Source organism: Flavobacterium sp. (assembly GCF_004211145.1).
Classification (GTDB): Bacteria; Bacteroidota; Bacteroidia; order Flavobacteriales; family Flavobacteriaceae; genus Flavobacterium.
On record NZ_SEBS01000012.1, the window covers coordinates 74,488 to 98,588 of the forward strand.

The 24,101-nt window shown below is 48.7% G+C and carries 7 protein-coding genes; all 7 read right to left on the minus strand.

What is annotated here, in order from left to right:
- Positions 1-166: 166 nt before the first annotated feature.
- Positions 167-4,813 (minus strand): GEVED domain-containing protein, encoded by a 4,647-nt coding sequence (locus EOO50_RS07890; RefSeq protein WP_290839089.1) that lies wholly within the window; start codon positions 4,811-4,813, stop codon positions 167-169.
- A 1,275-nt stretch (positions 4,814-6,088) separates the two neighbouring features.
- Entirely contained in the window at positions 6,089-6,487 is a 399-nt protein-coding gene (locus tag EOO50_RS07895; RefSeq protein WP_290839090.1) for a hypothetical protein, read from the minus strand.
- Positions 6,488-6,757: 270 nt separating this feature from the next.
- Positions 6,758-8,905: a hypothetical protein gene (locus EOO50_RS07900; protein WP_290839091.1), complete on the minus strand. Its 2,148-nt coding sequence runs from the start codon at positions 8,903-8,905 to the stop codon at positions 6,758-6,760.
- A 175-nt stretch (positions 8,906-9,080) separates the two neighbouring features.
- Complete coding sequence (locus EOO50_RS07905; RefSeq protein ID WP_290839092.1) at positions 9,081-13,661, minus strand: hemoblobin-interacting domain-containing protein; 4,581 nt, start codon at positions 13,659-13,661, stop codon at positions 9,081-9,083.
- 225 nt (positions 13,662-13,886) lie between these two features.
- Positions 13,887-19,214: a T9SS type A sorting domain-containing protein gene (locus EOO50_RS07910; protein WP_290839093.1), complete on the minus strand. Its 5,328-nt coding sequence runs from the start codon at positions 19,212-19,214 to the stop codon at positions 13,887-13,889.
- 259 nt (positions 19,215-19,473) lie between these two features.
- Positions 19,474-19,788 (minus strand): DUF3467 domain-containing protein, encoded by a 315-nt coding sequence (locus tag EOO50_RS07915; protein ID WP_290839094.1) that lies wholly within the window; start codon positions 19,786-19,788, stop codon positions 19,474-19,476.
- A 2-nt stretch (positions 19,789-19,790) separates the two neighbouring features.
- On the minus strand, positions 19,791-24,101 hold the full coding sequence (gene rpoC / locus EOO50_RS07920; protein ID WP_290839095.1) for a DNA-directed RNA polymerase subunit beta': 4,311 nt from the start codon (positions 24,099-24,101) through the stop codon (positions 19,791-19,793).

Here is a 24,101-nt window from a genome sequence, read left to right on the forward strand (position 1 = left end):
CACATGAGATATATGCGCACGAAAAATCCTTCGGAACGTACGAAAGATTTTTGAGTGGAGAATAATGCTTGCCGCTAAATAAAATTTAACATAGGGTTAAGAAATAAAAAAAAGATAAAAAAAACCGGCAGCGCATTCCCTAAATAGCGCTGCCGGCGTAATTTTTTTAATAAACAATCTTTTTGCTGACGGTAACGTTGTCAACTGAAGTAACTTGTATAATCAACACCTGCTCCGCAGCTCCTAAATTGGAGATTTGCGTTTCAGTGCTCTGAACACCTTTTTTCTCGAGGATCAAACGACCGCGAGTATCAAAAATCTTCACATCTTCCATCGTCATATTACCTGTGTTGATGTAAATCGTACCATTATTTTTATAGACGACAACCGAGTTTTCGTTAAATACCGGAGCACTCAATTGTTGGTTGTTGTACACGATCACGAAACGGTTTTGGAATTCTCCTGCTGTTGTCGTAAAAGTATATGGACCTGCCTTAAGATCATGGGTCACATCCAACACGAGGTCTTTCAAATAAATATCTTGATTCTCATTCAGGAACAAACCGTCAAAGTCAGGCATCGTGATCGTGTATTCACCAGCGTTGTTTGCTTTATAACCCAACGGCACTTGGTCGTTGTTATCGAAAGGCAACGCACGACCCTGGATCGCTAATTTATTTGTTTCCACTATCGAATACAAATAAACAGGGTTCGAAGAGCCCAAAACGGCACCGTCAAAGTCTCTGTCCATTCCGTACGTACCGTTTGTCACATATCCGACAAGACTTTGGCTGAAAGCGCCTCCGGCATTGGTTATGTTAAGCCAGATACGGTTTCTCTCAAGTTCCAACTCAACAGGAGCGACTGTCTTCGAGAAATCCAGATCAGCTGAAGCCGGTCGGTAGAAATTGTCGTTGAAACCGGCCAAACGCATTCCGTTGTTATACGTGATGCTTCCGGCACTCGCAATCGTCGCGAAGAAACCATTGCCCGCAGCGATATTTTTAGTCGGCGCATTCGTATTTGCGCTACCGCTTGCTACGGCCGCCGTACCTCCCAAAAGGTTATAACTCGCGTAGTTGCTATTGCTGTAAACCTGGCTCGAGATTGGCGCGTTGTGCGTCCAGAAATACAAGGTTCCGCCAAGTTCCGTGTTCGCCGGATTCGAAAGGAATAGGTTCGCATCGAGAGCCGATGGATACGGATTACCCAACAAATTCAAGTTACTCAAGCCTGAAGGCGCAACCGCCATGTTGATTACACCATTATTCGCAGGCCCCATATTAAAGAACAACGGACAAGCTGTCGGAACTGCACTCCAACCAGCAGGAGCGCGCATGATATATCCTTTTCCGGCAGTCATTACGGCCGCGCCGTTCATGATGGTCACGAAAGCATTCGTATTGACGTTCCATTCGTGGTACTTATCGAATCTCGTTAGAGGCGAAAGACCGAACAACGTTTGTGGAGATGCAAGTGGCGAAGACCAATATGTGTAATCGTAGGTCGACATTGGCGTCGTAATTCTCTTATAAGTTATCGCACCGGTATTTACCGCCGCGTCATTCACCTGTACCAAACTCGCGTTGTTCTCGAACGTAAGTGAACCGCCTGTGACGCTCACCCCGTTTTGGACGATCAACGAATGTCCCGGATTGAAAGTGACGCTGCCTGCCGTGACCAACACGCTACAACCTTGAACGTCGGCTGAAGATGCGTAGTTACCTGAGAACACGAGTCTTTTTCCTGCAGTCGGAGGCCCGTTCGTCCACGTTGCACCGTTCCATGTCGCAGTCGTAACCGTCAAGGTCACGTAATTGGTATAAGTCGTACACGTTCCGTTCGTGATCTGAGCACGAATGTATGTCGTAGCATTCACGGCACCGATCATAGCCGGCGTCAACGTGGTCGCACCTGCCGATCCTGCGATATTCGTAGGAGTAGTGAACGCCGAGTCGGCCGATGATTGCCATGTAGTGATCGTGCCACTTTGCCCCGTCAGGACGATAGCCGCAGCCGTTCCGCTACATAGGTTCTGGTCGGCACTGATCGTTCCCGCAACAATTGGCGTAACGGTAACCGTTTGAGTCGTATTGGTAGAACATACCGGCGATGGCGTACTTGCACTCGCAGTATAGGTTTGTGTAGCCGACGGCAATGCGTATACGACGTTGGTTCCGCCTCCTGTATAAGCAACGGTCGCCGCCGCATTGGTGTAAAGACCTGTAGTCGGTGCCCATGTGATGGCCGATGTCGCACTTCCCGAAACCAGGAAGTTATCTATAGCCCAGCCCCAGCCCCAGCTCGCAACCCATTTGAAACGGATCTTGATGTTGGTCTGGCCCAAATATGGACCAAGGTCAAATACGACCTGGTTGAAATTCGTAGGCGTTCCTTGCGCGACAGTCGTGTATACGAGACCCGGAAGCTGTACATATGCTCCGCCGCCATTCGTCGAAATTTCGACAGTAGCGGTACTTGGTGTCCAAGGACGATAGAAGTGCCAGAAGCTCAATGATGCCGAGGTGAATCCCGCCAAACTGAATGCCGGAGAAATAAGTTCCACATTCGTGTTCGTGCCGCTTCCTTGTAAATCGGAATCCGAGAACATGAATGAAGATGCGTCGTTACTATGGAAAATCGTAGTTCCCCAGCTCGGTCCCGTCGCATCGAATCCGTCAGGGTGAATCGTCCATGTCGGACCAGCCGTGTTTCCACCTGTACTCGTATTGACTGTTGTCCATGTCGGTGCACCGCTGTTGAAATTCTCCGACAAAATCGGAAGACCTGAAACAACACCACCACTGGCCGTAAGCTGTAGAGCCGGACCTGTCTGGCAAACCGTTCCACCTGTCGGAGTAGTCGTGATCGTAATAGGTGTCGGCAATGCATTGGCGACATATGTATATTGTGCCGTATTGACACTGAACGCGCCACTTGTTTGCGTCGCTGTCAGCGTGTACGTTACTGTTGAACCCGTGTTGAATGTATAACCTGAAGCAGCAGTTCCGGTTACACCACCGGCAGGGCTCCATGTAAATGTATTGTAGTCAGACAGACCAGCCGTGATCGTTACCAACGGGCTGTTCGTGCTGGCGCATTGTGTCGTGGTACTCGTGCTTAACGTCAAAGCAGGCGGAGGCACAACTACCTTGAAGCTGTAATCCTCGAGTTCGCCACGCGTGGTTGTTCCACCGTAAGCACATGGAGACGGGCTTGTTGCCCAATAATCGGCCATTACGCGCATTCTCTTTGTTCCAAGCGGCGCACCTGCAGGAACGGTAAACGCTCCGGTAACAGGTGATGTTCCGATGTAAGCCGCAGTATTGAACATTCTTTCAGCCGTCGTGAACGTTCCGTCGTTATCCCAGTCAACCCAAATGGCAACACCTACTCCACCGGCAATACCAGGTGTAGCATCGCCATCGTCAAGACCGATCGAGAAGTTAAGGTTTCCGCCTTGGCTCTCGATCACACTGAAAGCTGTATAGTCAGCAAAACCGGGAGATGTCCAAGCCGATGAATTGTTGATGTTCTGTACCGCGTTCGTCGTAGTTACGTTACTGATGTAAGCCGTACCCAACGTACTCGTCGGGAAACAATATGGCGGCAAGACCGGAGTCGTGAAGCAATATGCCACTGACCACGCGCTGTAATCGCCACCGTTACAATTTCCTCTAACCCAGAAACAGTAGTTCGTATTTCCGTTCAAACCGTTCAACGTAACAACCGTAGTCCCGGCCGAAGTCGTTCCCGTTGGCGTAGTCCCGTTAACCGGAGGCGTAGCTGAAGTCGCCAAATAATATGCATAACCACCGGCAGGCGCAGGAGTCGGCGCAGTCCATGTAAGTGTAGCCGAAGTCGCCGATACGGCAGTCGTAGCAACGCCTGAAGGCTGCTTACAAATACCTTCAACGATTTGGATATCGTCCAGGAAGATTTTACCCATGTTCGCAGCCGAATACGCCTGGAAACCGAAGTAGTAAACACCTGTGGTCGGCACAAAGAAGTTCACGAAATTCATCTGGCCCGTATGCTTGATGTTCGGATGATCGTCAAGAACCGTCGTCATCGACGTATTGAACGGGCTCGTTCCGTAAGCCACTTTCAATTTATTGGTAAGGAACGAGAAGTTCGTCGATCCACCATAATAATAAGACAATTGATATGTCGTTCCCGCAGTAAGTTGTACGCCGCGAGTATAGAACCAAGCGTTCGCAGCGATAGACGGATGCGCGCTGTATTCCATGTGCTCGTCAGGGAAACCATCGACCGGAGACGCGACGTTCGTCGAGTACCAGTTGTTCGCAGTTCCCGCATTCTGGATCGAGTGACAAGGCTGGATCGCAGGAGCGGTATAGTTATAGATCGGATCAACCGAACTGAATTCTTCAAAGTAATTCAAGTAATCGCCCGTCACGCCGCTACACAAAGTCGTAACCGTCGTGTTGGCCAAAGTCCAGGCACTGAAAGAACCACCGCAATCAGAACGCACCCATACATAATAAGTAGTGTTGCCGTTCATGGTCGTGATCGTAGCCGAAGTCGTAGGCGCGTCAATTGGCGCAGTCGGAACTGTCGGGTTAGCAGGAGGTGTTCCCGCAGTAGTAGTAAAATAATATTCGTAACCGTTAGCAGGCGGTGTTGATGGCGCTGTCCAAGTGACTGTTGCACCGTTTCCTGTAGTCGTGTTTGGTGTTATGGTAACCGCTGAAGGCGCGACGCAACTTACCGGCGTCCATCGGAAAGTACGGTAAGCCGCTACTGGAATTCTGTTTGCACCACTCCTAATGTTTGCTGTATGAGTATTCAAGGTTCCGGAAAGAAAACTTGCACTCGCAACCCATGTCGGACTTGTTGTGACCACACCGTCAGATGATGTCCAAAAATTATTAAAGTCCCCATTCGTGGAACCACGTAATCCAAGTTGTCCCGGAATATTTGCACCAAAAGCATTAGATAAAATCGTATCAAAGTGCACCTCAACGACATTAGATCCTTCGTATAACCAAATTTGGAATGTTATACTTCCCGTATCGCCACCAGTCCCATCATATCGTCGAGCCTCGCGATATTCAACTTTAAAAATTCGATTTCCTACACCACCTGATGTATCCAAAAAATATGAAACATCATTTATCTGAGGAGAACCACCAGCTGCAACAATCCACCAGTTAAACGAATATCCTATTGAACCCGAATACGCTTCAGCACTAGAAATATGAGTGTAATTTGTAGCAGAAGGCGCAGTAGCTCCGAAAGTTATAAACCCGTTTGAAGAAATGTTCGCGGTAGTTTGCGAAATCCCATTAAACAAAAACGGAAATCCAATCGAAACTGGAGTCGCAGTCACCGCATCATTCCAACCAACTCCTGTGTGAATGTGAGTTTTGGTCGCGGGATTCAGAAATGGATAAGTTGCAAAGCCAGCAACTTGAGCTTTTGAGTAAGCAGCTACCTGAGCATTAGCTGAAAAGTTCGCAGCAAGCAACAATGCACCGACTACAAACAAAAGGTTGCGGAATGCTCTAGTAGGGAAAGCATTTCCAGCGTGTCGTAAAGTTTTGGTCATAAATAGTATTTTTAGGGAAACGTGGTATTTAAACTATTCGTTTTTCTAGCCGCCCTTGGAGTTCATTCATCAAAGAATTTTCAATGAATTAACGATTAGGCAACGCAATAGCGGATAAATTTACACTAAAACTTGGTATAATATAATCCGGCAAATATAATTTCGTCAGTTTATCGATAAACGGTATGTATAATCGACATAATACACGTTTTCAGAGTGTAATACACTGAATTACGCGTTTTATTGAAAGATTTCTTACAACAGTTAAGGCCGTTAAAATGCATTTCAAATTTAAACAAAATATAATGTGACCAACTTGGGCAACATATATTTTATCAACATTCCAATTTGATTTATAAGCATTTACGGGAACAGGTTAATATTGGTTTAGCGAAACGTAACTTACAGTGTCGGATGTTAAAAAATTGAAGCATCAGAAACAAAAAAAACCTTCCTGCCACGGAAGGTTTCATCCAACTAACTTAACCTAAAAAATTATAAATAAATATTTAACCTTTATGCGATGTTGTTCTCGTACTGCATTGCTTTTTTAAGCAAAGTGCGGCTCAAGATACGGTTTGGAGTCATACCGCAGTTGATCAATTGTTTCTTTGCGGTAGTCGCCGTAGAAGTTCCATTTGTCGCTGATGGAGTAGCTTGTTTTGAACCCATGAACCAAATCACCAACTCCATTTGTGAAGTCGTAGTGTTTTGCTCGGCAACCGCTTGATTTGAAACTGAAACATTTTCGATTGCAGAAACTTCGATGTTCGCTTCAGTTTGTGCATTCTGTCCGAAAACTCCTGAACAGCTCATCAACAAGAACACAAGAACAAAGAACACACGCATTGCAGTAGCGTCGGCGGTGTTGTTCAAGATGTTTTGACGATTAACTAGTGAATTCAGGTTTTTCATTTTGGTTGTTTTTTTATTTCTTATCAACAAGTCAAAACTACGGCAACAACCAACCGTCAGGAAATAATTTCGATAAACTGCCCAAAAACTCGTTTAAGCCTGCATTTCGTCGATTCGTGCGATTTTAACCCGACGAAACGTGTTTTTCACCGAACGAAAAAGCGACTATAAAACCACCAATGCCAGTAAAATCAACCGCTTACGAAACAAATGCGCATAAAAAAAGCCCTTCCGTTGCTGGAAGGGCTTTCTGTTTGATTCGGCTTTGGATTAGTTCACCACCTTTTTGGTGATTTCCTGATCTTCGGTCGAGAATATCTTGAACAGCAACACCTGATTGGCTTCGGTCACGTTGAACCTGGCCTCAGATGCGTTGATGTCTTTGATCGTCGCAAGCAAGCGTCCGTTGATGTCATATACTTTAATGGATGCCATCGTGATGTTTCCGCTGTTGACTACGAAACCTTTGTCGTCCTTGTAAACCACGACCGAGTTCGCATTGAAAACAGGATTGTGGACTGCCAACGAATTTTCGTAGATCACTTCGAAACGAGAGTTGAATGTCCCGATTTCCGACGCGAAATTATAAGCGCCCGATTTCAGATCGTGGACGGCATTCGTCACGTTATCTCTCAAGTAAATATCCTGATCGCCCAGGAACAAACCGTCAACGTGGTCGATCGCGATTGCATATTGCCCTGCGGCAGTCGCCTTGAAGCCCATCGGCACGACATCGGCAGCCACGAATGGAAGCGGACGGCCTTGGATGGCATAACGCTCGGTGTCGATAAGCGAGTAGAACTCGACCGCTCCGTCGTTGATGAATTTACCGTCGATGCTAAAGTCGATTCCCATCGTGGAACCAGTGATATAACCGACCAACGTTTGGCTGTATGCGCCCGACGTATTCGTAGCATTAAGCCAGATACGGTTTCTCTCGATATCCTGAGCCGCGCGGAAGAACTGGTTAGCGTTGTCGCCGACGCGTTGCCCGTTGTTGAAAGTCACGCTGCTTCCCGTTGCCGAAGCCTCGACGAAGAAACCTTGACCTGTTCGGATGATTCCGTTCGGATCGAAAACCTGTGATTCTCCGTTGTTCACGAATCCACCGCCCGATGTCCAAGAAGAATAACTTGGGCTAAGCGTGTTGTTCGTTTTTCTCCAGAAGTAAAGCGTACCTGTAATATCGTCTTCGTTGTCGGCCACGAAAGTGTTCATGTCGATCGCCGACGGATACGGGTTACCGACCGCGTTGAAACGCAATCCTGCGCCACCGTTCGTCAAAGCGATAGTCGCGTTACCGTTGTGCGGCTCACCCGTGAACGAACCGTTCCAAACTGTCGGAGTCGTTGGGTGGTTGTTCGGCATCCTGATCAGGTAACCTTGCGCCTCATTGAACGTCGTCGTGCCCGGAGACGCGATCGTGTTGTATTGGTCGGCCAACGTGTTGTATGTGTAGAAACGTGTTGCAAGCGTAGCCGGTGAGAAGGTCACCAAGTTCTGATTTGCAACCGGAGACGACCAAAGTGTATAATCCTGGCGCATCAAGGCTGAGCTCGTGCGTTTCACGGTGATGTTTCCTGTATTGTTGACATCGAGTATCTGGATCAGGTTCGCATTGTTCTGAACCGTGAATGTTCCCTGAGAAGCGATCGCACCTACGACAAGGAAGTCGAAGTTCGATTGCAACGTCAATGTAGTTCCCGATTGCAACGTAAGCGTGTTCGCCTCGGCATCGGCACCGATGATCGGCTGGTTCGTCGTAACCGGAATCGTAACGTTCACGACACTCGTCGGAACAGCGCCGCAAGACCAGTTGCCTGCATCATGCCAAGACGTTCCGTTCGTTCCTGTCCAAACCGAGTTCACATCGACTGTGATCGTCGCCGACGTCGAGTAAGCCACGGCACAAACGCCGCTTGAAATCACCGCACGGTATGAGGTCGTAACCGTCAAGTTCGTAAATGTCAATGACGTCGTCGTGTTCGCGATCGGAGTTCCTGCAGTCGCGAAGTTGTTCGTAGACGATTCCCATCCTGTGATGGTTCCCGAATAACCTGAAAGCGAAAGGGTTCCCGCATTGTTGCCTGAGCAAACCGAAGCCGAATCTGAAACCGTTCCACCAACCGCAGCCGGGTTGACCGTAATGGTTGCGACCGACGATGTTGCCGATGCACAAGATCCGCTTTGGACGATCGCTCTATATGATGTGGTTTGCGTCGCGGCAGCACCGGTAACCGCACCGGTAACGACCGCATTTAAATTTGCAGTTCCAGCCCAAGTTGCCGAAGCAGCAGTTTGCGCAAAAGAAAAGGCCGTCGTCAACATCATTAAAATTCCAATCGCCGCCTGAGCAACGTTGAATTTCTTCCCAAAAACAAACCCGGAATTTAGAGAATCAAGTAATCTTCTTTTCATAAAGTCGATATAAAAAATTAGGTAAACCTTTGTAATAAAGTGCGGAACATAACTATTCAGAAACTGCAACTACTTACAAATTAACATTTTGTTACAATGCGCAAATATATAAATATGTTCCAACAAAAAAGCCCTTTCGTTTGGAAAGGGCTTCTTTTATCGATGTACTACATGATTAATAGGCAATTTTCTTTATGACCGACGTGCCGTCGACCAACGTAACGCGAATAAGCAACGCTTGATTTGCTGATGTCGGCGTAAATTTATATTCCGATGAATCGATCTGCAATTGTTCGAAAATCAATCGACCTGAAATATCATACACTTTTACTGACGACATTGTCGCATTCGCGCTGTTCACGACCAATTGTTGGTTTTGCTTGTAAACGATAACGTTCGATTTCGCTTCAATCGGATCGCCAACTGAAAGCGCGCTGTCATACACAATATCGAAACGCGAATTGAAAACACCCGCTTCCGATGCAAACGTATAAGTTGCATCGTTCAAATTATGAACAGTGTTATTTGAATTATCGCGCAGGAAAACCTCTTGCCCTTCGCTGAACAGACCATCCACGTGATCGATCGAGATCGAGAAGTTACCCGCAGTTTCCGTTTTGAAACCTAGTGGCACGACATCTGACGTCGCGAAAGGAAGGCTTCGGCCCTGAACCGCGAATTCTTCATCGGCTACAATTGAAGTAAGTGCGTTTTGGCTGTCGTTAAAGAAACGGCCGTCGATTGCCGCATCGATTCCTTGCGTCGCGCCTTGCATGTAGGCGACCATCGTCTGGCTGAAAAGACCATCGGTGTTCGTAAGGTTCAACCAGATACGGTGACGTTCCGCAGAACTGGCACGCAGGAATTGGTTGTCGAAGTTTGAAACACGCATGCTGTTGTTGAACGTCAATGAGGTCGACGTCGAGCGTGCGATGAATCCTTGTCCTGTTTGAATGAAACCGTTCGGAACAAGATTGAGTGGATCGCCCGGATTGGATTGCGTTCCGGTTCCTCCGGCCAATGTATATGTAGCGTATGAAGTCGTGGTGGCGTTATTGGTTTTTCTCCAGAAGTATAAAGCTTCGGTAATTCCGTTCGCATTCATGAACAGATCGGCATCGATAACCGACGGATATGGATTACCGACCGCATTGTATGTATTGTTCGCAACCGTTACCGAATATGCACCGTTGTGAGGTTTTCCCGTAAATGTTCCCATCCAGGTCGCAGGTGTCGTCGGGTGGTTGTTCGGCATACGGATCAAATAACCGGTAGCCGCATCGAAACTGTTCGTCGACGGCACGATCGTGTTGTATTCGTTAGTCGCCGAATTATAAGTGTAAAAACGAGATGGCGTAGTTGCTGATGAAAAAGCCAAAAGGTTCTGGCTCTCGACCGGAGACGACCACAACGTATAATCCAAACGCATCAACGCTGCACTTGATCGTTTTACCGTCGCGTTACCCGTGTTTGCTACGTCATTGACCTGTATAAAACTTCCATTGTTTTCTATCACGAAAGCCGTAGCCGCAAGGTTATTTACGACGTCGTTTACGACCGTGACGTTCGTACCGCTTGATACGGTAAGCGAACCTGACGTGAGCGTAAGTTTCAATGCCGTGAAATCACCGTTTGGAGTCGTGCTGTACGCGCCTTGGATTTCAGCCTGCTTGCTAAAGTCAGGACCCGTTCCGTTAGACCATGATGTTCCGTTCCAGATTACGGTTTCAGGCAACGTCGTTACCGATTGCGTATTGGAATTTGGAGAAGCTTCAGCACCGCTGGTCGCACGGACGCGGTAATAATACGTCGTGTAAGGAGCAAGTCCTGAAACAGTTTGAGTCGTTCCGTTTACAGCCAAACCATTGTATCCCGTGACGAACGATGGAATCAAACCGTTTACTACGACATCATCGAGTCTCCACGGAGAAGTCGTCGCCGATGTTTTCACGAAACGAATATATACATTCGGGAATGATGAATAAGCCGACAAGTCGACGGTATATTGATTGTAGGAAGCCGACGGCACATTGTTGTGATCGTAGGTAGCAACTACGGCAAAGCCCGTCGTCTGGCTTGTAGTCGACACTTCGATGTCAAGTGTTTTTGCTGTCGTATTTCCTGAACGTCCCAAGTAAAACGTGAGTAGTGAAGGATTGCTTACGGCAGACGTTGTCAAAGTTCCCGAATTCGAATTTCCTACCGCAGCAGCTGGCGTCGATAAAAAATCCCCATTTGTCGTGCTTCTTGCCCAACCTGTATTAGTCCAGCCTGTCGGTGGAAATGTCGCAGCAGTAAAACTTTCATTCAAAACCTGGGCAGGCGTTCCGAAAGTAGACGAAAGGCTTACATCAAGCGAATAACCCGTTGCTTGCGCGCTCCAATTGGCATCGAATTGATTTGTTCCGATATTCGTAGGCAAGGCCGCAACCGGAGCCGACAAGCTTCCCGTTCCGCTGACCGCAACCGTTGGAGGAGTTGTCGCTCCGCCACCGCTTATGGTTACATTTCCTGTTTTGGCTCCAACCGTCTGAGGCGCGAAACGCACATAGACATTTGTAGCCGACAAGGTTGCGGAAGTATACGAAACCGTCGTCGTCGCTCCCCAAGTGCTGTTATTGTTTGAAACTTCGAAGTTCGCATTTGGAGCCGTAATCGTGATCACTCCGGGCGCGCCCGTAAGAGCTGATCCCGAAAGCGAAAATGGTTGACCCGTCGAAGAAGTCAGAACGGCCTGATTCGCAAAAGTCAAGGCTGCCGGAGTTACGGCAAGCGATGCTGGCGGACCGGTAACCGCAATTGAAAATGTTCCGCCTGCGCTGTTGTAATCCTGTACTAAAATCTTATAAGAAGTTCCAGCGGTAAAAGTTGCAGTAGCCGTTTCGGAAACATTATCTGTCAAGACGCCCGAAGCGACAACGTTCGTAGTGGTCGAATACGTCGCAGGGCAAACACTGTATACGTAAATATCCTTGTCGTTCGCGACACTAAAGTTGTTGACTGTTATGGTGTGAGTTCCCGTCACGGTCGGCGTAAACATAAAGAATACGTCAGGTCGCGTCGAACCTGTCATTGGCGATGAACCTGCAAAAGTTCCCGAGACCGCGGCCGCATCTACCGTAAGGTTGATCGCACCCGCGCAATTATCGTTTGCGGGAGCCGGAACCGGGATGTTGAATCCGTTCGACGTCACGCCAGTAAGCCCTGTCGCCGAAAAAGCGATCGTAGCTCCCGTAACCGCTGCCGTACTCGTCGCGGTAAGATTCGTAAATGACGCTGATCCCGAAACGGCTGTTACGGGGGTCGTTCCTCCAAGTGTCCATGTTCCTGCGCCAACGGCCGCACCTACTGACAACGTGCTCGATGTCAAATTTCCATATTGATCCTGGATAACCACGACCGGCTGCGTTGCCAAGAGTGCGCCGTTAGTTGGCGGAGCCGCGGGTTGTGTAGTTATCGCGAGCTTATTCGCGATACCCGCACCGATATTTTGAGTGACCGTGGCCGTCGAATATCCCGTAGCTGAAACGACGATTGTTTTTGAACCCGAAGTCTGTAATAATGAAGCCGGAACCGAAGCTGAAGGCGTAAATACGATTTGACCCGAAGCTACGCTATAACCGGCTGTCAACGCCGTTCCGTTTACATTGACTCCTGTAATCGCTGAACGCCATGCCGCGTCATCGGTAAATGTCACGTTGAATGCCGCATCGACGGTGGCGCCGGCAGCTGCCGTTAATGTCGGAGGCGTCAAACTTCCGCTTGAAATCGTAAGTCCGGTTGCAGAAACTTCAGTAGAGTAGTTGAACGCTTTGTCAACCGTATAGACTTTATACCAATATTGTGTTCCCGCCACAAGCCCGACGTTGTCGGTGAACGATGTCCCCGTCCCTGTATAGCGAATAGTTCCGACAAGGGCGCCCGTCCCATTCGTTGTCGTATTGCCGACGGCATAAATCCCTTGTTGGTTCGGATCGTTATCGGCGTTTGGATTTACGGCGTAACGAACTACCACATAACCGCCTCCGTCAACGCTTGCCGACGCACCCCATGACACGTCGAGTGACGAAGTCGTGGCGTTACTCACGGTTGCGGCACCGGCTGAGGCTGGCGCTGTGTTATCGGCTGCTCCGGCGTATATAACAAAGTCGTCAAATTCGACATTGACCGTACTGGTCGTATTGTAACGAATAATACCGATGCCGTATTTGGGCGCATTAGATGAACTTCCAGATGTTTGAGCAACTTGTACTTGCGTCCATGCATTTCCATTGACCGGTAACGTATTATTGGTCGTATATGTTCCTGGCGCCGTAGTTCCGTCGGGTGAAATACCACGTTGAATATTTGTTGCGGCTGTCGTACCGGTAGGAATCCTGTAGTACAATTGCACGGTATAAGCTGTTGTATTCACAATCGCGGAAGCCGCTGCAGTTGGGGATTGCATTCTGTATGCTGTACCTGCGGCCGATCCAAACGTTAAGTATTTGCCGCCCGAACGTCCGCCTGTCGCATTTATGGTTGCTGTAGCTGCGGCATTCTGAACAGTCCAATCAGTCCTTTGCGTACCTGTCGGGACCGAACCGAGGACCACTGCGGGTCCTGTCGTCTGCCCTTCGAATCCGCCGTCCATCTGCGGAAACGAACCAATTACCTGTTGCGCAGAAAGAATTCCGGTCGACAGGAAAAAGAAAGCTAAAACAAACGAAATCGAAAATCGTAAACTTGAAGTAGAATAAAATAATTTTTTAATCATAATCGAGGATTAAATTTAGGTTTGGATGTGAATTCGCGACATAGTCTTATTAACCCGTGGTATCATCGCAAAAGCAGGACGTAAATTTAGAACATTAATTAACATCTTGGAGTTCAAAAGAATTAATTATTTGTTATTTAATTTATTACACTACAAAACATTGAATCCATAAAAAAAACCTCCTTCGTTTCCGAAAGAGGTCTTTTTCAAAAAAAAACAACACAACTATCTTTTGATCACGCGCAGGGTTTTCACGGTCGCTCCTTGCGTTACGATCACGTTATAAACTCCTGACGGATACCTAACTCCAAATTGTTCCGTTTCAATCGCGTCTGCTGCGAATTCTCGGTTGTCAAGCAATTTTCCAACCATATCATAGACCTTCACTCCTATTCGCTCGTCGCTCGTCGTGTCCATATCGAGGGCAAAACCTTCGGCGTATGGATTCGGGTAAGCGACCGCACGGAACGTAAGTGATGCGACTTGCTCATCGGCAAATTCGCCTCTTGCCGCTCCTGGAGACGTGACCACGCAAGCTTCTCCAAATGGAGACCAGTAACCCGTCACCATCAACGCGATTCGTACCGCATATGGAGCGCCAGGCTCATAGTTCGGCACTTGGGCGAAAGAGAAATAGTGCAAATTGCGGTCGATAACCGTAGTGGTTCCGTTATTGAGGTTAGTCACCTCAAAACGATACGTAGTTACTCGGTTAAGACTCGTAGTGGCGATAAGCGTATTCTTGTTCGGGATCACGCCGTCGCAATACGATGCCAAAGTAGGGATGGCAGGTGTAGAAACCGCGCAAGCAGGACCAAACGATTGGAATCCGCCTGTAGTTTTCACAGCGACTTCAATCGCATACGTAGTTCCGTAATTGTAGTTTGCCAACATCGTCAACCCGAACCAATGCGTCGCGCGGTCGATGACCTGGACTTGGTTAGGAGCTGAAATATCGGTCGTATTCGTGATACGGAATCGGTATCCGGTAACTCCGGCCACACTCTGAGTCGCGATTAGCGTACTGATCGCAGGCAATGTGATACCGCATTGAGCCGGGGCGATTGCCGCACCTCCGCTAACTACAGGAGGCGTCGTAATAAGACAGCTTTCGCCGTAAACCGATTGCCAAGCACCGCTGATCTGCAATTCAACGTCTATTGAATACGTCGTCTGGTAGTCGTAAACAGGCAACGATGTCATTGAGAAATAATGGTTCGTCCTTACGATTGTCTGTACTTGGTTCGTAGTCGTATTCCTGACCCGGAACCTGTAAGCCGTGGCGTTCGGAACACTTATCGCACCGATCAATGTGCTGATGGTAGGCAAAGTCGTTCCACATTGAGAAGGCGAAATAACGGTCGTGACCGCAGTTCCTTCGTCAGTATCTCCATCACAATCATCGTCGATTCCGTTACCAAGAACCTCAGTCGCACCCGGATGTACCGAAGCGTCGGCATCATCGCAGTCAACAGCCGTTGCCGTTACCAGATAACCTGCTGGAACAGTCGCGCCGTAACAAACCGTTTCCTGGTTTCCGCCGCTGTAATTGTCCTGATCGAAATCTACGTAAAGGTTCGCGCTCTGGTAAACCGCGTTATTCGTATCGTTGCAGTCAGCACCCGCCGATGTCGTGGCATAACCTGCCGGAGTTCCGAGGCCGTGACAAACCGTCTGGCTTCCGTTCGTGTAACCGTCGCCGTCAACATCCACGAACAGAACGCTGCTTGTAAAGATGTTCGGATTAGTATCGTCGCAGTCTTCGCCATCCGTGGTGGCCGAGAATCCTGCAGGAGTCGTAAGCCCGTGGCAAACGCCAAGCGAACCGTCGTCGTATCCGTCGGCGTCGTTGTCGACAAATAATGTGCTGAACGTGTACGACATCGAATCGTTGTCGTTACAATCGATATTGTTGGTCGAATAACCGGCCGGCGCGGTCTGGGCGTTCAAAGCACAGACGTTTGCAGCTGTATTTGAACCGTACAAATCGCCGTCGTTGTCGACATAGAACGTATAGATTTGATTTTTCGTGTCGTCCGTGTCGTCGCAGTCTGTGTTGTTCGACACATATCCGAGCGGTTGGACGCAAGCAACCACCGAAATGGAAGCATCGCCGAATCCATCGTTGTCAGCATCGAGGTAGAATGTTCCCAAAGTTGCATTCGTATCGTCGTTGTCGTCGCAGTCGTCGCTGTTTTCAACACCGTTGCACGCAACCATTACGTTCGAACCGAGGCCGTCGTTATCGTTGTCGGCATACAGAACCAAACTGTCGTCGCAATCGTCGCTGTTGGCAACACCGTTTTCAAGACAGGCTACGAATGTATCCGATCCGAAACCGTCGTTGTCGTTGTCGACATAGATCAACAAGTTGTCGTTACAGTCATCGCTGTTCGCAACACCGTTACAAGCCGCGAACGTATCCGATCCGAAACCGTCTCCGTCGTTATCCGTATAAAGTAAAGAATTATCGTCGCAGTCATCGCTGTTCGCAACACCGTCTTCGATACAGGCTACGAACGTATCCGATCCGAAACCGTCGTTGTCGTTATCAGTATAGATCAACAAGGCGTCATCGCAATCGTCGCTGTTCGCAACACCGATACAGGCCGCGAAAACGTCTGACCCGAAACCGTCACCGTCAACATCGGCGTAAAGAAGTGAATTGTCGTCGCAATCGTCGCTGTTCGCAACACCGTCTTGCAGACAGGCCACGAATGTGTCCGATCCGAAACCGTCATTATCGTTATCGGAATAAACCAACAAATCGTCGTCGCAATCGTCGCTGTTCGTCACACCGTCGCACGCAACCGTCACGTTTGACCCGAAACCATCGTTGTCGTCATCGGCAAACATGACCATATTGTCGTCGCAGTCGTCGCTGTTATCCACGCCGCCGCACGCAACCGGAACGAAAGAACCGAATCCGTCGTTGTCGTTATCTTGGTAAAGCACCGCAGTGTCGTCGCAGTCATCGCTGTTCGAAACACCGTCACATGCAACCGCAACGTCAGATCCGAAACCGTCGTTGTCAGTATCAGCATACAATAACGTATTGTCATCGCAGTCGCTTGCGTTTTCCACGCCTTCGCAGGCCGCGTACACGCCGTTTCCGAAACCGTCTCCGTCGTTGTCAACGAAAAGCAGTAAAGTGTCGTCGCAATCGTCGCTGTTGGCAACGCCGCCACAAGCTATCATGACATCTGAACCGAAACCGTCGGCGTCGTTATCCTGGTAGCGAATCGCGTTATCGTCGCAGTCATCGGAGTTGTTTACACCTGTACAGGCTGCGGTTATGCTTGACCCGAAGCCGTCTCCGTCATTGTCTACATAAACCACGGCAGAATCGTCGCAGTCGTCAGAGTTCGTGACGCCGTCGCATGCCACGATTATATCCGAACCGAAACCGTCTGCATCATTGTCGGCATAAAGAACGGCCGAATCGTCGCAATCCGTGTTCGTGGTTATACCGCTGCACGCTGAAGGTATCGTTGAACCGAAACCATCGGCGTCAGCATCGACGAAATAAAGGACCGCGTCGTCGCAATCGTCGCTATTCGCAACACCGTCGCAAGCTACCGTTACATCTGAACCGAAACCGTCTAAGTCACCGTCGGCGTAAAGAATTGTCGTATCGTCGCAATCTTCGTTATTGTAAACGCCGCAAGGAACCAGGTCGTTTGACCCGAAACCGTCGCCATCAAGATCGGCGAACGTAAATTCCTCGTCATCGCAATCGCTGTTGTTTGGAACTCCGTCTTCCTCGCAGGCAACGAATTCGTTTGATCCGAATCCGTCTCCGTCGTTGTCGAAATAATAAACCGCCGAATCGTCGCAGTCGTCGCTGTTCGATACATAACCGGCAGGTGCGCCTGTACATGACACGACGCTTACCGCAGGATTACCGAACGTATCGTCATCGGCATCGGCATAATACGTATCGCAACCTCCAACCGGAGTTTGGCAAAGTGTTCCCGTGAAACCTGCAGGACAGTTACATCCGCAATCTTCGCTTACGTATTCGCCGCCGTTTTGGCAAACCAGATCTTCATCGGTAAAGCCGTCGCAGTTATCGTCGATGCCATTGCACGCCACTTCCTGGGCGGCCGGATTGACCGTATTGTCGCCATCGTCGCAGTCAAGACCGAGGTCGACATTCGTGTAACCTGCGGGAACAGTTGCTCCGTAGCACGTAACTTCGGCGTTTCCGTCGTTATATCCGTCGCCATCGTTGTCTCCGTATAAAGTACCTGATTGGAATACGCTATTGTTGTTGTCGTTGCAGTCATTGCCTACGAAAGTCGCAGTATAGCCTGTTGGGCTCGCCGCTCCGTAACATACCGCTTGTGCGTTGCCGACACTGTAACCGTCTCCGTCAACATCGGTGTAAAATAAACCTGTACGATAAAGTAAAGCATTGTTGTCGTTACAATCCGTTCCGTTGGTTATGAAAGAAAAACCTGTCGGTTCGGCGGCACCGTGGCAAATCGCCAATAGTCCCGAATCATAATTATCAGCGTCGTTGTCGACATAAATCGGTGAATTGGTATAGATCGAACCGTTGCTGTCGTTACAGTCGGTGTTGTTTGAAACATATCCGATCGGAGCCGAACCTGTGCAACTTGTCTGCGTGATCGCCGGGTTCCCGTAAGTATCGCCGTCGTTGTCGAGATAATATGTCGTCGAGGATGGCGTAAATGAATAGTTCGCTCCGAAAGAGTCGTCGTAACGCAAGGCCGAAAGTGAGCGCAAAGTCTCGCTGTAACCCGTGATCTGGGATAGCGTCGCAGTACTCGTGAACACGTAATAATATACGGCACTACAGTTTGACACAGGAACGCTTGCTGACCATGAAGTTCCCGAACCCGTAGCCTGGACCACAGCCGTTGAACTTGTAAAGTCATTCGATCCGACGCGGTAGCGCACGAAAATCCCTTCGCCCGATGAAGGCGCGGCACTCGACGTGATCGCGATAGTCGCGGTTCCGGCATTTACGGTTTGACCCGAACGCGTCACCGTTACCGGTGCGGCCGACGTATAGCCGATGAAAACGTCGGTACTTACATAACCCGCATCGCGCATGTTGAACGTGTAATAACCGGCGGTTCCCATGTTGAGTCCCATATCCTGGCCGCCATCTTGCTTGATGACGTTGTTGATGCTGTTCAATCCCGCCTGTCCGACACCGTTGAAGTTCCATTTGTTCTGGAAACGGTTTGAGGACGGGCCTGAAATAAGCAACCATCCTGCTCCGCCACCGCCCGGCATGTTGTCAGGAGCGACGTTTCCGCCAGTTGGCTGGACATTGATGGTGGTCGACCATTGGCCGCGACCATCAGAAGGATTGGAAGTCGTGGTAGAAATTTTCCGATACCCTAAAGTGCGGTAATCGGAATTGTAAGGCGTGGTCGCATAACCGTTCGGCCGCCCGGCCCATTGCACCGGTTCACCACTGAACACATTCTGTGACCAGCCGGCAACACTGCAAAGCAAAAATAACAATAGAGTCCCAAATTTTCGGACAGCTACTGACGCTAGTAAAGTTTTCTTCATAAACATTAAGTTAGTTTCATTCAACATCTTCCGACTTTACATTCGATTTTTTATGTCGGATTTGGCGCACCTAAATTAAATAAATTAACAATTCCTTAGCATAAATAAATTGACTTTAGTTCACTACAACGTTTTCGTGTTGATAATTAGAGTTTTATAGCTAATTTTTTGCCGAATTATCGACGAAATGCACCTCAAAAAATGGCATAAATAAAAAAGGCTGCAAAATTTTGCAGCCTTTTTTCTATTGATAACCTGATTACGCTTGTCCGGTCGGACCGAAATTGAGCGGAATATTAGGTTGTTCGAACTCTTTTATGTCGCCATGGGCCTGTTCAAATCGGCTGATGTTCTCGGCCAACGCCTTGAGTAACCTCTTGGCATGTTGAGGCGTCAAAATGATCCTCGATTTTACTTTTGCCTTTGGCGTTCCGGGCATGATGCAGACATAGTCCATCACGAATTCGGATGCCGAGTGATTGATGATCGCCAGGTTGGAGTAAATTCCTTCAGCGGTCGCCTCGTCGAGCTCGATGTTGATTTGTCCTTGCGGATTTTGATTCTGCTCGGCCATGACTAGTAATTGTATTCTTCTTTGTTAGCCATCATCTCGTTGTAGTCTTCTTTCGAACCTACGATTGTCTGGTCGTACTCACGCATACCTGTACCGGCCGGGATACGGTGGCCTACGATTACGTTTTCTTTCAGACCTTCGAGGTAATCCACTTTTCCTGCAACGGCCGCCTCGTTCAATACTTTTGTCGTTTCCTGGAAGGAAGCCGCCGAGATGAACGATTTGGTCTGCAACGACGCACGTGTGATACCTTGCAATATCGGAGTCGCCGTAGCCGTGATGATGTCACGCGCCGTAACCAAGTTCTTGTCGTTGCGTTTCAAGAGCGAGTTTTCGTCGCGCAAGTCACGTGGAGAAACGATTTGGCCCGGTTTGAGGTTTTCAGAATCTCCGGCGTCCTCGACTACTTTCATTCCATAAAGCTTATCGTTTTCGACGATAAAGTCTTTCGTGTGGATGAGTTGGTCTTCAAGGAACAACGTATCTCCCGGATCCTGGACTTGTACTTTACGCATCATCTGGCGGATGACGACCTCAAAGTGCTTGTCGTTGATCTTAACCCCTTGCAAGCGGTACACTTCCTGGATCTCGTTGACCAAGTACTGCTGAACTGCAGACGGTCCTTGGATTCTCAAGATATCTTCAGGCGTGATCGCACCGTCGCTCAAAGGAACACCGGCTTTCACAAAGTCATTCTCCTGAACCAAGATCTGGTTGGATAATTTCACCAAGTATTTACGGATATCACCAAATTTGGATTCGATGACGATCTCGCGGTTACCACGTTTGATTTTTCCGAACGAGACCACACCGTCGATTTCAGAAACGACAGCCGGGTTCGACGGGTTACGCGCTTCGAGAAGCTCGGTAATACGTGGAAGACCTCCCGTGATATCGCCCGCTTTAGACGAACGACGTGGGATTTTCACAAGGATTTTACCAGCCTTGATCTTCTCGCCATCGTCAACCATAAGGTGAGCTCCGACAGGAAGGTTGTAAGAACGGATCAATTCACCGTCTTTACCGTAGATCAAAAGCGTCGGGATCAATTTCTTGTTACGACCTTCAGAGATTACTTTTTCCTGGAATCCGGTCTGCTCATCGATCTCAACCTGGAACGATTGTCCTTGCTCAAGATCTTCGTAAGCGATTTTACCCGTAAATTCCGAGATGATAACCCCGTTATATGGATCCCATTTACAGATTACCGCTCCTTTGGCGACAGTATCACCGTCTTTTACAAAGATGCTCGATCCGTAAGGAATGTTGTGCGTGCTCAAAAGGATGCCCGTTGAAACGTCGATCAATTTCAATTCGGTAGAACGCGAGATTACGATGTCGACAGTATTGCCTTCTCCGTCTTCGCCTTTAACCGTTTTAAGATCTTCCATTTCGATACGACCACCGAATTTAGCGACGATGCTTGATTCTTCTGAAAGTCCACCCGCAACACCACCAACGTGGAACGTACGAAGTGTCAACTGTGTTCCCGGTTCACCGATCGACTGTGCGGCGATTACTCCGACAGCTTCACCTTTCTGGGTCATACGACCTGTGGCAAGGTTACGTCCGTAGCATTTCGCGCAGATACCTTTGATCGATTCACATGTAAGTGGCGAACGAACTTCGACGGCTTCAACCGGTGAAGACTCGATGTTGCGCATGACCGCTTCAGTGATCTGCTCTCCGGCGTGGATGAGGATTTCGTTGTTCAACGGGTTGATTACGTCCTGAAGCGCGACACGCCCAAGGATTCTCTCGCCCAAAGTCTCAACGATTTCTTCGTTTTTCTTCAACGCTGTCACTTCGACACCACGCAACGTTCCGCAATCCACTTGGTTTACGATAACGTCTTGTGAAACGTCATGGAGACGACGTGTAAGGTAACCCGCATCGGCCGTTTTCAAAGCCGTATCCGCAAGACCTTTACGCGCACCGTGAGTCGAGATGAAGTATTCAAGGATCGACAGACCTTCCTTAAAGTTGGAAAGGATCGGGTTTTCGATGATTTCCCCACCACCGGCGGTTGATTTTTTAGGCTTGGCCATCAAACCACGCATACCGGTAAGCTGACGGATCTGTTCTTTGGATCCACGAGCTCCCGAGTCAAGCATCATGTACACCGAGTTGAAACCTTGCTGGTCTTCGCGGATGTTCTTCATCGCAAGCTCAGTAAGCAATGCGTTCGTAGAAGTCCAAACGTCGATAACCTGGTTGTAACGCTCGTTGTTCGTGATAAGACCCATGTTGTAGTTGGCTGAAATGCCTTCTACCTGCTCGTTCGCATCTGAGATGAGTTCCTGTTTGCGTTCCGGGATGATGATATCGCCCAAAGAGAACGACAATCCACCGCGGAATGCGAATTTGTAACCCATGTCTTTCATGTTGTCAAGGAAGGCAGCCGTAGTCGGAACGTTGGTTACCGAAAGGATTCTTCCGATAATGTCACGCAACGATTTTTTGGTCAAGACTTCGTTGATATATCCTGCAGCTTCAGGCACTACTTCATTAAAGAGTACACGACCCGCAGTCGTCTGGATGATTTTCCAAACCAATTCACCTTCTTCGTTGAAATCTTTCGCGCGGATTTTCACGCGGGCGTTCAATTCGACACGTCCTTCGTTCAAGGCGATATTACATTCTTCAGCAGAATAGAATACCAGACCTTCACCCAGGATTTTCAATTCAGGTGTAGACAAACGTTCCTTGGTCATGTAGTACAGACCAAGAACCATGTCCTGGGAAGGAACCGTAATCGGAGCTCCGTTCGCCGGGTTCAAGATGTTGTGTGACGCAAGCATCAACAACTGCGCCTCAAGGATAGCCTCAGGCCCAAGTGGCAAGTGAACCGCCATCTGGTCACCATCAAAATCCGCGTTGAACGCCGTACAAACCAACGGGTGAAGCTGGATCGCTTTTCCTTCGATGAGTTTCGGCTGGAACGCCTGGATTCCAAGACGGTGCAAAGTAGGCGCACGGTTTAGGAGAACCGGGTGACCTTTGATCACGTTTTCCAGGATATCCCAAACTACAGGCTCTTTCTTGTCAATGATTTTCTTGGCACTCTTAACCGTTTTCACGATTCCGCGCTCGATGAGTTTACGGATAACGAACGGTTTGTATAATTCGGCGGCCATGTCTTTCGGCAGACCGCATTCGAATAATTTCAATTCAGGTCCGACGACGATTACCGAACGGGCCGAATAATCGACACGTTTACCAAGCAAGTTCTGACGGAAACGACCTTGTTTACCTTTCAATGAATCCGAAAGGGATTTCAACGGACGGTTCGATTCAGTCTTGACAGCCGATGCTTTACGCGTGTTGTCGAACAAGGAATCCACCGATTCCTGCAACATACGCTTCTCGTTACGAAGGATTACTTCAGGAGCTTTGATCTCCATCAATCGCTTCAAACGGTTGTTACGGATGATCACACGACGGTAAAGGTCATTCAAATCGGACGTTGCGAAACGACCACCGTCAAGCGGCACCAACGGACGCAATTCAGGTGGGATTACCGGAACGACTTTCATGATCATCCACTCAGGACGATTCTCGCGGTTCAGGTTCGACTCACGGAACGATTCTACAACCTGAAGACGCTTCAACGCCTCAGTCTTACGTTGTTTCGACGTCTCGTTGTTCGCGCTGTGACGCAAGTCGTATGACAAAGCATCAAGGTCAGTGCGAGCCAACAAATCCATGATACATTCGGCACCCATTTTGGCGATGAACTTGTTCGGATCGTTGTCGTCCAGATACTGATTCTCTTGCGGAAGCGTATCGAGGATGTTCAAATATTCTTCTTCGGTAAGGAAGTCGAGACGTGAAAGCGATTCCCCGTCAGGATTCTTGGCGATACCGGCCTGGATCACGACGTAACGCTCGTAATAGATGATCATGTCGAGTTTCTTCGAAGGAAGACCCAAGATATAACCGATCTTGTTCGGAAGCGAACGGAAGTACCAGATGTGCGCGATCGGCACCACCAAATTGATGTGACCGACTCTGTCGCGACGTACTTTTTTCTCAGTAACCTCGACACCACAACGGTCGCACACGATTCCCTTGTAACGGATGCGTTTGTATTTACCGCAAGCACATTCGAAATCCTTTACAGGTCCAAAGATACGCTCACAGAACAAACCATCACGCTCCGGCTTGTGCGTACGATAGTTGATCGTTTCGGGTTTCAAAACCTCACCACGCGACTCTGCCAGAATAGATTCAGGCGAAGCAAGACCGATTGAGATTTTATCGAACCTTTTGATTGGGTTCTTGTCTTTATTATTGTTTCTGTTATTCATCAT

Excerpts from the sequence above, each read along its gene's own strand:
- EOO50_RS07895 (WP_290839090.1), bottom strand. The coding sequence starts at position 6,487 with ATGAAAAACCTGAATTCACTAGTTAATCGTCAAAACATCTTGAACAAC.
- EOO50_RS07900 (WP_290839091.1), bottom strand. The coding sequence starts at position 8,905 with ATGAAAAGAAGATTACTTGATTCTCTAAATTCCGGGTTTGTTTTTGGG.
- EOO50_RS07905 (WP_290839092.1), bottom strand. The coding sequence starts at position 13,661 with ATGATTAAAAAATTATTTTATTCTACTTCAAGTTTACGATTTTCGATT.
- EOO50_RS07910 (WP_290839093.1), bottom strand. The coding sequence starts at position 19,214 with ATGAAGAAAACTTTACTAGCGTCAGTAGCTGTCCGAAAATTTGGGACT.
- EOO50_RS07915 (WP_290839094.1), bottom strand. The coding sequence starts at position 19,788 with ATGGCCGAGCAGAATCAAAATCCGCAAGGACAAATCAACATCGAGCTC.
- rpoC (WP_290839095.1), bottom strand. The coding sequence starts at position 24,101 with ATGATGAATAACAGAAACAATAATAAAGACAAGAACCCAATCAAAAGG.